This window comes from Blautia sp. HCP3S3_H10_2 (assembly GCF_052122375.1).
GTDB lineage: Bacteria > Bacillota > Clostridia > Lachnospirales > Lachnospiraceae > Blautia_A.
The window spans coordinates 153,366-165,921 of the sequence record NZ_JBQKCL010000004.1 but is presented as its reverse complement, the minus strand read 5'-3'; the positions used below and the strand labels follow the sequence as shown (position 1 = coordinate 165,921).

Sequence of the window (12,556 nt, the reverse complement as noted above, 5' to 3'; positions counted from 1 at the left end):
CTAGTGCAGGAGGAATATGATTATGGAAAACAATTACGCAAAAAGTGCATACCGAACCTTTCTATTCTGGGGAGTATGTTCTTCTCTGGGAGTTACCGTATCTACCCTTGTGGATGCAACCCTGGTGGGAAATTTTATAGGCAGTACCGGACTGGCTGTGGCGAACATTGCCACACCGGTATTTCTGCTTTATTTACTTATGGGAATCACCTTAGGCGGCGGTGCAGGAGTCTTAATTGGGAAAAAACTTGGAGAAGCGGATCTGAAAGGTGCAAATCGGATTTTCGGCTCTGTATTAAGTGCAGGACTGGTAACAGGTGTACTTTTCGCAGCAGTATCTCTCGTATTTCGTAGCGCATTATGCAGTCTGCTTGGCGCCACAACGGAGCTTCTGCCCCAGGCCTTGCAGTATCTGACCGTGGTGTTTGCCTTTGCCCCGATCTATGTGTTATATAATATTCTCTCTATTGCAGTACGGACAGACGGTGCGCCAAAGCTGGCTGCCATTTCTTCAGCTGGCGTTATTGTCACAAATTTAAGCCTGGATCTGCTGTTTATGAAAGTGCTGAATTGGGGACTTGTTGGGGCTTCGGCGTCTTTATGTATTGCAGAAACAGTAGGAACTCTGGTGCTGCTTACTCATTTTTGGAACAAGCAGGCGCTTTTAAGCTTTCATTTTCACATTCCCACCTGGAATGAAATCAAAGAATATGTGGAAAATGGATTTGGCGTAGGTTCTGCTTTTATTTTTCAGGCGGTGGTTATGCTGGTGTTTAATACCATGCTGTTAAAGGGCTCTTCAGAAGACGGTACTTTTTCCGTAGCAGTATTTGGCGTTATCTATACCATGAGCACCATTCCAAGCGCCATGTTTGATGGAGCCGGAGCAGCTGCTTCTACGGTTATCTCCATTTTAGGAGGGGAAAAGGCCTGGAAAGGAATGGTGGCCGTGTACCATGACGGATTGCGGATCGTTGCAACCGCAGGGCTTATCATTGCCTTGCTTTTTGTGTTGGGAGCAAAGCAGATACTGTTTTTCTTTGGCTTAAATGACGGCCCGGCATTGGAAACAGCAGCCGCAGCCTTTCGCGTTTACGCAGTCAGTGTGGCTCTGGCAGGAATCAATGTGGTAACTACTTCCTTCTGGCAGACAATTGGAAAGACCAGGTATGCTTCCGGTTTATCCCTTTTGCGCAACTTTATCCTTATGCTGGCGGCTGGATTCCTGCTGATCAGCAGAATGGGAATCGTGGGGCTGGCTCTGGTGTATGTAATAAGCGAAGCCGTATGTCTGCTGCTTGTTTTGGCAATCCAGATATTTGGAAAAATAAAAGACTACATAAAAGAAAAATACAGCTTTACTAACCGTGTTTTCGAAGAATATTATCCAATCGAAGAAGGCAGCATGGAAAAAATGTCCGAGAATCTGGAAGGATTGTGCGACGAATGGGAGCTTGATTTTAAACAGTCCTTCTTTATCCATCTGATCGTGGAAGAACTGCTTTTGAACATTATGAAATTCGGTATCGGCGAAACAGATAAGAAATATTATGTATCCGTAAAAGTAATGGACAACGACGGCGAATATATCCTGCGGATCCGCGACAACGTCAATTCCTACAACCCCTTCGACCTCCGAGGCGATGAAGTTGACCAGGCTGTAATGGAGATGATAAAGAAAAAGGCGAAGTATTATGAATATCAGAGAAAGCTGGTATTTAATTATCTTTATGTGACGATTTAAGTAACTATCTTATTAGTCAGCTGATTGAAATAATGGAGTAATAGGCATGAAAACGAAAACTGTGATTCTTACCTGCAGTTCATTAGAGTCTTATGTGAAAATGGCGCAGGAAAAGATGCATACCAATCATCCTGTTATGGTGATTGACCGGATTTACCATGTAGAGCCGGAAAAAATGAAAACCGTGATCAGGGAAGAATTTGATAGAAAAAACATTGAGCCAGAAACTATTCTGGTTGCCATGGGATTTTGTGGAGGAGTATGGGATCAGGTCCAAGCACAGGTGAAAACCATAATTCCAAGAGTAGATGATTGTGTTTCATTGCTTCTGGCTACGGATGATCAGTATATTCCGAACCGAAAAGAAACCGGGCACCTGTATCTTTATGAGGATGATCCTGAAAAATTTTCAGCATTGTCACTTTTGAAAGATTATTGTAAAGCAGCTGGAGAATTTCAGAAAATGGATGAAGAGACATTATTTCATATGTGGTTTGACCAATATGGTTTCCTGGATATTATTGATACGGGATATAATGATTGTTACGAGGAAACATACGCAGAACAGGCACAGAAAAATGCCGATATGATCCACGCCGTGTTGGATTATGTGCAGGGAAGTAATCGGATTCTGGAAAAACTGGTTTCTGGAAACTGGGATGAGCAGTTTCTGATAGCAGAGCCAGGTCATTTGATACAACATAGGGATTTCTTTTAATGGAGCTTTGAATTAAAGAAAAATAAATCGTGATGATTTGTGAAACGATATTTTTGAAAGGAACAGATAAAATGAAACATAAAAACAGATTAATCGGTGCTTTGTGCGTTAATATTCTTATTGTGATTTTTGAAGTAATTGCACTTATTTTAAGCGTGGCGGATCAAGGCGTTGGAAACTTCATGTTTTACACACAGGATAGTAATTATCTGGCAATGATCGTAAGTCTGTTGTTTTGTGTATATGTAGTCGGAGAATTGCGTGGAAAAGGCAGGTGCCCAGTCTGGATTCATACCCTGCGTTACATAGCCGTTAGTTGCCTGATGCTGACTTTTTTTGTAGTTATATTCATCCTAATGCCTGCAATGGGAGAACATGCGCTTTCTATGCTTTATAGAGGTTCCATGCTTTATCAGCACACGCTTTGCCCGATTCTGGCAGTTTTTTCCTTTTTTGCATTTGAGATAGAAAACAAACTGCCGGGAACAGCTATTGCAAAGGCTATGATTCCTACACTGATCTATGCGGTGGTTACGATAATCCTTAATTTATGCAGGATCATAGAAGGTCCTTATTTCTTTTTGCTGGTTTATTCCCAGCCCTGGTATATGTCTGTACTGTGGTGTGTGATCGTTTTGGGAATCAATGGATTCCTTGCATTTATGGTATGGCGTCTGCATCAATTCTTTTATAAAAGAAATAAGATGGATGCAATCCAAAAATGTAATAAAGTGAGTTTGTTATGATTATTCAGACCGGTATGCGGACGGATATCCCGGCATTTTATTCCGAATGGCTGTGTAACCGGATAAAAGAGGGCTACGTGATGGTTCGGAATCCATATCAACCGCAGCAGGTAACAAGATATACCCTTTCGCCTTCTGTGGTAGATCTGATTGCGTTTTGCTCGAAAAATCCAGCGCCTATGCTTTCACACATGGATTTACTGAAACCATATGGAATGTACTGGTTCGTTACAATTACCCCTTATGGAAGAGAAATAGAGCCTCTGGTTCCAGACGTAGAAGCGGTAATAGATACATTTCGGCAACTGGCTGAGATTACAGGACCGGATTCAATGGGATGGCGTTATGACCCTATATTCCTGAATGAGACTTATACGCCAGAGGTCCATATCCAAAAGTTTACACAGATCGCACAGGCCCTTGAGGGCTATACCCATACCTGCGTGATCAGTTTCATCGACCTGTATCAGAAAGTGAGAAGAAATTTTCCAGAAGCACAAGCTGTACCAAAAGAAAAACGTCTGTCACTTGGGAAAAACATGATACAGATAGCCGCGGCACATGGAATGAAAGTATATCCCTGTGGGGAAGGAACCGAATTAGCCTGTTATGGGGCAGATTGCAATGGCTGTATGACACAGGAAACATATGAAAAAGCCCTCCATACCACGCTGGATATACCGAAAAAGCAGCCACTACGGAAAGAATGTGCCTGTTTTATGGGAAATGATATTGGAGCATATAATACGTGTCTTCATGGATGCAAATATTGTTATGCTAATTATGATACCAAAACGGTTCGTCAGAATTATGCTTTGCATGATTCGAAATCCCCGTTTTTGATTGGAAATTTAAAACCAGATGATAAAATACATCAGGCAGATCAGAAAAGCTGGATCGACGGACAACTGGTTCTGAAATTTGATTGATAGAAGGAAAAGCTATATGGAAATGAATATGATATTCCAATGGAAGAGCTCAGATTGCTGATGTAGCGGGAATGGAAGAAAAACGGATTGAAGAAATTATTAAAAATGAGGAATTGCTGCCTGCATAAATAACGAAGTTATTGCCATCTGGTTGAAAATATCTGACTGGATGGCAATTTTATTATAGAGATTCAACTTGCGGCGCATTCTGGAAATAATTATGAAAACCGATGCAATGAAAATGGTACAGTAGAAAAATAGTTTGCTGAATAGAAAGAAGGCAGAAGATTCCAAAAAGAATTTTCTGCCTTTATAGACATATGGATTGATATTGTGATGTTAGGTTAGGGTTAAAAGTTTTTTGCCCTTTTTATTAATGGCAGTATTTTGCAATAGTGCTGATCAGCTCCTCACGGAACAAAGGTTTCGTCAAGTGCGCATTCATTCCAGCGGCCAAACTCTCAGAAACATCTTCTGCAAATGCCTTGGCACTCATGGCTATGATTGGAATTGTTTTGGAGTCTGGTTTTCCCAAGGCACGTATCTTTTTGGTTGCTTCGTAGCCATCCATAACCGGCATCATCAGATCCATGAGAATGGCGTTAAACGTACCAGCAGGAGCAGCTTCAAAAAGTTCTACCGCTTCCTGACCGTTTATCGCTTTTTCAATCAGAGCCCCGTCTTCTTTTAAAAGAAACTCTGCAATTTCCATATTCAGTTCGTTATCTTCGACAAGCAGAAAACGCATACCTTGAAGGTTTGCTTCCGTCGGAGCCATATCCTCTGGTATTTCCGGATTCTGATCGATTTCAAAAGGAAGGATTACAGTAAAATGGGAACCTTCCCCCAGTTTGCTTTTTACGTCCATGGTACCGCCAAGCTTCTTTACGATCTGTTCCACAATCGCCATTCCAAGTCCTGTTCCGGTATAAGTGGAGCGTGCGGAATCTTTTGCCTGCACAAAAGGCTGAAAGAGTTTATTTTTTATAAAATCCTCCGACATTCCGATCCCGGTATCCTGAATCTGGAATTTCAGGGTAATTACATCCTCTGTGCGCTCTATAATATGTAGACTGGTATAAATGTGGCCGCCTGGTTTATTATATTTGATACTGTTGCTGAAAAGATTAAGAAGGATCTTTTTCAGATACAGCGGGCTTCCAAGAAGATGGATGCCTCTGACGTCATCGTGTTCTTCATGGACGTGCAATCCTGCTTCCTGGGCCTGGAAGGTGATCAGATGCATTGCATCTGCACAGACCTGATCCAGCTCAAAGGGCTCATTTTCTATGGTAATGGAATCTGTTTCCAGCTTTGTCATTTCCAGGACATCGTTAACAAGGGAGAGCAGGTGATCGGCTGATAAGGCGATTTTATCCAGACAGTCATCTACCCGGGCAGCATCGTCCCGGTTCTTCTGGATGATGCTGAGCATTCCTATAATCCCATTGAAGGGAGTTCGCATATCATGGGACATGTTGGACAAAAACTGTGTTTTTACCTGACTGGCTTTTTCTTTACTTTCGATGGCTTTTCGCAGATCATTATTAATAGCAAGGAACTGATCATAAGTTCTTGTACGCTGTTGTTCTGAAATTTTGATGATCTGATGCTTGTATCTGGTTTTCTCTTCTACAGCAAGAAGCATGGCCTGAGAATTATTTTGTTTTTCAGCCAGTCTGAATTTTAATTCTTCCACTTTCACACCAACACGCAGTTCTCGTGGATATTTTTGCAGATACTGTTCCATAGAATCAATGACTTCTTGTACCAGTGCAAAGTCTTCGGAATCCAACCCGCAGTCAAACAAAACCCGGCAGGCATCCATAAATTCCGCTGCATACATTTGTTTAAGGTTCTTCCGCACAGTATTTTTTGCGGTTTCATACTTTTCTTTATTTCCCAGTTTGTAAAAAAGTGAAGTGCTGCAAAGCAGTACATCATCCGGAAGAAGTTCCTCTCCATGATACTGTTTCAGACAAAGTGTATAAGCCTGGAGGGATTCTTCCAAAAGATTTAGATTGTGATAGATAATAGCTTTGTTCAAGTACACATAGGCGCCCATTTCTTTATCACTGTCCGGAAGAAATTTTTCTGCCAGTAAAATAGATGCAAGTGCTTCATTAAAGTTCTCTTCTGCGATGTAAGTAAGTGCAATGTTGTTATGTTCATAAGAATAGTAGGTTCTGTCATTATGAGCTTCTGCTATTTCCAGGGCTTTTTTATAAAAATAGCGGGTCAGCTCATATTCTGCTTCACAATGACAGGATACCCCCATCAGATTGAAGCAGGAGATGATCTTTGGCTCATATGCATAACACTGATAATTGAGCAGAAGAGGTTCTAATATTTCCCTGGATTTTCTGAAATCTCCTGCTTGATAAAAAATTCTGGCATAATAAAAATAGGCATGCAGACGGATTTTGGAACCAATCGGTTCATTTTTAATCAGCCGTTTGTAGAAGCCTATTTGTTCTTCTAGCGGACTTTTTTCGATTTTTTCGTTTTCTTTTAGAAAGGTATCTATTTTCATAACCCATTATCCTTTGATCTGGTATTGCGATAAGAAATAAGTTGCAAAAGTGTGCTGAATAGATGTTTTCTTTCGCTTTTTTAATTATACTCTTTTTATCTATGAGAATCAATTATACCTACTTATTTGAAAGAAAAAACAAGAAATAAAAAGTATTGTTTGAAAATGCAAAAAACAAGAAATAGGTTTCCTCAATTAGAAAAATAATCTTGTATCCCCTATATACAGTTTGGCTAATCTGAGATATAATAAATACTGCTTTTCAGACAATATCTTTTTGGCAATTCGATAAACAATATTTGTGGAAGAACTAGATGGATTTCTTGCATTTATAGTATGGCGTCTGCATCAGTTTTTTATAAAAGAAATGAATTGCAAAAATAAAAAAGCAAAAATAGGAAAGCGATATGCATGCTTTTTAACAGGTAGAAAAGAAATTGTGATTTCACAGTTTCTTTTCTGCCTGTTTTATTTCTTTATACAATCTTAATACAAAATCAGATACTCTTATACCATCTTATTAAGCAGACAGATATAATAAAAAGCAACGTTAAGGAAATGCTAGGAAAGTGATTAATAGGGAGTTGAAGTTCGTATGCCTGAAAATAAACGCAGGAAAAAACATTTGACATCATTTCAAGTGATTATTCTAGGATTTGCAGGAGTCATACTTATAGGAACACTTTTGTTAATGCTGCCGGTTTCTTCGGCAGAAGGTCTGTTTACACCTTTTGATGAGGCGCTTTTTACGGCAACCTCGGCAGTCTGCGTAACGGGACTGGTTCTAAAGGATACTGGCAGTTATTGGTCAGCAGCAGGGCAGACGATTATTTTGCTTTTAATACAAATTGGAGGACTTGGTGTGGTGACGGTTGCAGCATCTGTTTCTTTGCTTTCTGGGAAAAAGATATCTCTGATGCAGCGAAGTACACTCCAGGATGCCATTTCAGCCCCAAAGGTTGGTGGTATCGTCAGGTTGACCCGATTTATCCTTAAAGGCACTTTTCTGATTGAAGCAATCGGCGCAGTCATGCTTTTGCCAGTTTTTTTTCATGACTATGGCCGAAAAGGGATATGGATGGCCGTTTTTCATTCAATATCAGCCTTTTGCAATGCCGGATTTGACCTTTTAGGAACAGCCAGCCATAAATTTTCCTCACTTGTAAATTATACCTGGAATCCAGTAGTAAATCTTGTGATCATGCTTTTAATTGTCATTGGTGGAATTGGATTTCTGACCTGGGATGATATTTATACGAATAAATGGAACTTTAGGCGATACCGGCTGCAAAGCAAGCTGATTCTTATGACCACAGCAGGTCTGATTCTGTTGCCGGCTATTTTTTTCTTTTTCTGTGATTTTAAAAACCTAACCATAGGAAAAAGATTACTGGCTTCTTTCTTCCAGTCTGTGACTACCAGAACCGCAGGGTTTAATACCGTTGCGATATCGGACATGACAGAAGCTTCCAAAGCGGTTATGATCCTGCTTATGCTGGTTGGCGGTTCCCCAGGCTCCACAGCCGGGGGAATGAAAACAACTACTTTCACAGTGTTGCTTTTAAATGCAGTGGCAACTTTTCGTAGTCAGGAGAGTGCAGGGGCTTTTGGCAGAAGACTGGAGTATCATGTGATTAAAAATGCAGCAACGATAGCCATGCTTTACTTCATGCTTTTTTTCTGCGGAGGAATCGCAATCAGTGTCAGGGAAGGACTTCCGCTTCTGGATTGCCTTTTTGAAGCAGCCTCTGCAGCAGGAACGGTAGGACTGACACTTGGAATTACACCAGGTCTTCATTTGTTTTCAAGGATGATCCTGGTTTTGCTTATGTATCTTGGACGTGTAGGCGGACTGACGTTAATTTATGCCGTATATCAGGGCCGGAATAAAGGAAACGCAAAACTGCCTCTGGAAAAAATTACAGTTGGATAGGAGAAAATGAATTATGAAAAATGTATTGTTAATTGGTCTTGGCAGATTTGGAAGACACATTGCCATGCAGCTTAGCCAGATGGGACATGAAATTATGGCTGTTGACTGGAATGAGGAACGTGTGGATAAGGCTCTTCCCTTTGTAACCAATGCCCAGATCGGGGACAGCACGAATGCAGAATTTTTAAGATCCCTTGGAATTGGAAATTACGATATCTGCTTTGTAACTATTGGCGGAAGCTTCCAAAATTCCCTGGAAACGACTTCTTTATTAAAAGAGTTGGGTGCAAAGCTTGTCATATCCAGGGCAGAGCGTGACGTTCAGGAAAAATTCCTGCTGCGCAATGGTGCAGATAAAGTTGTATATCCGGAAAAACAGGTGGCAAAATGGGCATCCATCCGTTATACGGATGATCATATCCTGGATTATATGGAAGTGGATGCTTCCCATGCCATTTTTGAAGTGGAGGTTCCGGAAGAATGGACAGGAAAAACGGTGGGAGGGCTGGATATCAGAAAGAGGTATAACATTAATATCCTTGCGGTAAAAAACGAAGAAGATTTCAGTATTGCCATTTCTCCGGACACTTATCTTTCAGAAAATATGAAGCTGCTGGTACTGGGGGAATATAAAGAACTGCAAAAATGCTTCCGTGTTTGAGCTTACTGTAGATATGAAGTTGACATAAGAATCGGGGTGTTTGATGTGGCAGATAGAATACTTGTGCTTACGGTACTGGCCCTGTTTTGTTTTGGTGGTTATCTTGTAAATCTTGCAGACCGCTTTTTGGCTGAAATAGCAGATGCGTCCCAGATAGAAAAAGAAGAGCCCAAAATGGCAAAGGTCTTGGTTTTAAATACGGTGACTGATGAAGAAATATTAAAAGAAATCCATCAATACCAAAAGGAGTATCAGGATGCAGAAATCTTTCTGTACCGCAGAAAAGATAAAAAACAAATTTTTGACCATGACTCGGTTGCGTGATACAATAAACAATGTAACTTTGGGAGAAATCTACGGTTCAGACAAAAGACAGAAAAAGGATAGCAGATAAAAATGAGATTGCAGCCAGAACATATGGAGCCAAAAGCAGAGGAACACATACTTGTCTGCCTATCAGCGGCTCCGTCCAATGAAAAAATTGTCAGTACAGCAGCCAAAATGGCAAGCGCCTTACAGGCACGTTTTACCGCATTATATGTACAGACCGGGAAAAATATAGACGAGACAGATAAAGAAAAACTGGACGAACACATCCGGTATGCGGAAGAACTGGGTGCAGAAATTGTGATGACACATGGGGAAAGTGTGCCGGTACAGATCGCTGAATATGCCAGGTTATCTAATGTGACCAAAATTGTCATTGGACAAAGCAATGCACGCCGCAGCCATTTTTTTAGTAAATCGTCCTTAACAGAAAAACTGATTGAAATTGTTCCAGAAATTGATATTCACATCATTCCAGATGCGGTCAAAACTGGAAAATACCATAAAAAGCCTTTTACCTGGTATGCACAGAGGCCGTCTGCCAGGGATTATCTTCTGACAGTACTTATCTTTGCAGTGTGTACTCTGATCGGTCTTGGATTTCAAAAACTAAATTTCACAGACACGAATATTGTTACCATATATATTCTGGGCGTACTGCTTACTTCTATTGTAACAGATGGGTACCTTTGCAGCGTTGCAGGATCTTTTTTGAGTGTGTTTCTGTTTTGCTTTTTCCTTACAGAACCAAGGATGTCCTTTCAGACCTATGCCGTCGGATATCCAGTGACTTTTTTGATTATGCTGATTTCCTCTGTGCTGACAGGAGCACTTGCTGCAAAGTTAAAGGCGCATGCAAAGATTTCTGCCCAGCTTGCTTTTCGAACGCAGATTTTGTTTGATACAGACCGACAACTGCAAAAAGCAAAAGGAAAAAAAGAAATCCTGGATGTTACCTGTACCCAGCTGGTTCGCCTTCTGAACCGGAACTTTACTGCATATGTGGTTGAAAATGGAACTTTGTCAGAAGGACAGTTTTTTACAGGAGAAACACAGGATACAGAAGATTTATTAACTGCAAAAGAGCAGGAAATTGCCAGATGGGTATACGAAAACCGTCAGCGTGCAGGAGCAACCACCCATCAATTTCCAAACGCCAAATGCTTATACCTGGCAATCCGAAGCGGGGATCATGTCTACGGTGTAATCGGAATTCCGGTGCAAAAGGAATCTCTTGATTCGTTTGAATACAGCATTTTGATTTCTGTGATCAATGAGTGCGCATTGGCGATGGAGAATTCACAAAATGCCATGGAAAAAGAACAAAATGCGGTTCTTGCAAAAAATGAACAGCTCCGGGCAGATCTTCTTAGGGCAATTTCCCATGATCTTCGTACTCCGCTTTGTTCCATTTCTGGCAATGCTGACATGCTGCTAAATAGTGGTGACCGTCTGGATGAGACGACCAGGCAGCAGATTTATACCGATATTTATGATGATTCGGAATGGCTGATCGGGGTGGTAGAAAATCTTCTTTCTATTACCAGGTTAAATGATGGCAGACTGAAGTTTAAATTTTCAGATCAATTGCTGGATGAAGTGATTACAGAGTCCCTGCGCCACATCAACCGGAAGCATGATGCATACAAAATAACGGTAGAGTGTGAGGAACTTATTCTTGCACGAATGGATGTCCGGTTAATTATACAGGTACTGGTGAACTTAATTGATAATGCCATTAAATACACTCCGCCTGGTTCGGTGATCTGCATCCGGGGTTCCAAACAGGAGGACATGGCGCAGATCCGGGTAGAGGATAATGGTGCTGGAATTGCAGATGAAATGAAACCTCATATTTTTGAAATGTTCTATACTGGTAAGAACACTGTTGCAGACAGCCATCGAAGCCTTGGTCTTGGACTGGCACTTTGCCGTTCCATTATAGAAGCACATGAGGGAACTTTGCAGCTTACGGATAACAATCCCCATGGCTGTATTTTTACATTTACTTTACCGTTAAGTGAGGTGACTTTAAATGAATAAAGCTTTAATTCTGGTGGTAGAGGATGACCGCCCGATCAGAAATTTAATTGTAACCACATTAAAAACCCACGATTATAAATATCTGGCTGCGGAGAATGGGACATCTGCCATTTTGGAGGCTTCTTCTCATAATCCGGATATTGTGCTGCTTGATCTTGGACTTCCAGATATGGAGGGCGTGGATGTGATAAGAAAGATTCGTTCCTGGTCCAATATGCCAATCATTGTGATCAGTGCCAGAAGTGAAGATACAGATAAAATAGAAGCGCTTGATGCGGGGGCAGATGATTACATTACCAAACCATTTTCTGTGGAGGAACTGCTTGCCCGTATTCGGGTTACGCAGCGAAGACTTTCCATTAGCCAGGCTGGGGTGCAGCAGGAAACTTCTGTTTTTACAAATGGGAATCTGAAAATAGATTATACTGCTGGCTGTACTTATCTTGGAGAAAATGAACTGCATCTGACGCCCATTGAATATAAACTGTTATGTCTTTTATCCCGCAATGTAGGAAAAGTACTGACGCACACTTATATCACGCAGCAGATCTGGGGAAGATGTTCGGAAAACGACGTTGCGTCCCTTCGGGTTTTCATGGCAACTTTGCGAAAAAAACTGGAGCCGGAAAAGAATGGGGTGCAATATATTCAGACCCATATTGGAATCGGGTATCGGATGCTTAGGATTGAATAATGCGGCAAGTATTTCGATTAAAAAAACGGAAGTGTGTGTCCAACATAAAGATATAAGAATCCTTGTGGTTATAATGTGCTTACAGCTATATCTAATGCTATGCAGCACTTATATGAGTACCCCATTTAAAATCATAACACTCATTTTAGGTTTGATTTTATTTATTTCAGCGGTACGGATTGTAATGTGCAATGAAAAATAGAAAATTTTTTTAAAAAAGAGGACAAG

General features: G+C 40.9%; 10 protein-coding genes. 9 read left to right on the top strand and 1 reads right to left on the bottom strand.

All coding sequences use genetic code 11. The features are described 5' to 3' along the window. Nucleotides 1–22 precede the first annotated feature (22 nt). The 4 genes from ACTQWB_RS05640 to ACTQWB_RS05625 all read left to right on the top strand — a co-directional run bounded on the left by ACTQWB_RS05640 (nucleotide 23) and on the right by ACTQWB_RS05625 (nucleotide 4,137). Nucleotides 23–1,744 (top strand): MATE family efflux transporter, encoded by a 1,722-nt coding sequence (locus tag ACTQWB_RS05640; RefSeq protein ID WP_441500749.1) that lies wholly within the window; start codon nucleotides 23–25, stop codon nucleotides 1,742–1,744. A gap of 46 nt (nucleotides 1,745–1,790) precedes the next feature. After that, nucleotides 1,791–2,462 carry a DUF1638 domain-containing protein gene (locus ACTQWB_RS05635; protein ID WP_441500750.1) on the top strand — a complete coding sequence of 224 codons (672 nt, stop codon included), beginning with the start codon at nucleotides 1,791–1,793 and terminating at the stop codon, nucleotides 2,460–2,462. A 71-nt stretch (nucleotides 2,463–2,533) separates the two neighbouring features. Next, nucleotides 2,534–3,208, top strand: coding sequence for a hypothetical protein (locus tag ACTQWB_RS05630; RefSeq protein ID WP_441500751.1), 675 nt, complete (start codon nucleotides 2,534–2,536; stop codon nucleotides 3,206–3,208). After that, on the top strand, nucleotides 3,205–4,137 hold the full coding sequence (locus ACTQWB_RS05625; RefSeq protein WP_441500752.1) for a DUF1848 domain-containing protein: 933 nt from the start codon (nucleotides 3,205–3,207) through the stop codon (nucleotides 4,135–4,137). The genes ACTQWB_RS05630 and ACTQWB_RS05625 overlap by 4 nt, the downstream gene beginning before the upstream one ends. Nucleotides 4,138–4,510: 373 nt before the next feature. Here ACTQWB_RS05625 and ACTQWB_RS05620 read toward each other — a convergent pair whose 3' ends face one another. Next, nucleotides 4,511–6,670: an ATP-binding protein gene (locus ACTQWB_RS05620; RefSeq protein WP_441500753.1), complete on the bottom strand. Its 2,160-nt coding sequence runs from the start codon at nucleotides 6,668–6,670 to the stop codon at nucleotides 4,511–4,513. 595 nt (nucleotides 6,671–7,265) lie between these two features. Between ACTQWB_RS05620 and ACTQWB_RS05615 the strand changes: the two genes are divergently transcribed. The 5 genes from ACTQWB_RS05615 (at nucleotide 7,266) to ACTQWB_RS05595 (ending at nucleotide 12,328) form a co-directional block, all read left to right on the top strand. Next, on the top strand, nucleotides 7,266–8,603 hold the full coding sequence (locus tag ACTQWB_RS05615) for a TrkH family potassium uptake protein (protein WP_441500754.1): 1,338 nt from the start codon (nucleotides 7,266–7,268) through the stop codon (nucleotides 8,601–8,603). A gap of 13 nt (nucleotides 8,604–8,616) precedes the next feature. Beyond that, nucleotides 8,617–9,264: a potassium channel family protein gene (locus tag ACTQWB_RS05610; protein ID WP_441500755.1), complete on the top strand. Its 648-nt coding sequence runs from the start codon at nucleotides 8,617–8,619 to the stop codon at nucleotides 9,262–9,264. 45 nt (nucleotides 9,265–9,309) lie between these two features. After that, nucleotides 9,310–9,588, top strand: a complete 279-nt coding sequence (locus tag ACTQWB_RS05605; RefSeq protein WP_441500756.1) for a hypothetical protein — start codon at nucleotides 9,310–9,312, stop codon at nucleotides 9,586–9,588. Between the two features lie 72 nt (nucleotides 9,589–9,660). Continuing rightward, entirely contained in the window at nucleotides 9,661–11,634 is a 1,974-nt protein-coding gene (locus ACTQWB_RS05600; RefSeq protein ID WP_441500757.1) for an ATP-binding protein, read from the top strand. Continuing rightward, the gene (locus ACTQWB_RS05595; RefSeq protein WP_441500758.1) at nucleotides 11,627–12,328 is read left to right on the top strand and encodes a response regulator; all 702 of its coding nucleotides are present in this window, start codon (nucleotides 11,627–11,629) and stop codon (nucleotides 12,326–12,328) included. The genes ACTQWB_RS05600 and ACTQWB_RS05595 overlap by 8 nt, the downstream gene beginning before the upstream one ends. Nucleotides 12,329–12,556 lie beyond the last annotated feature (228 nt).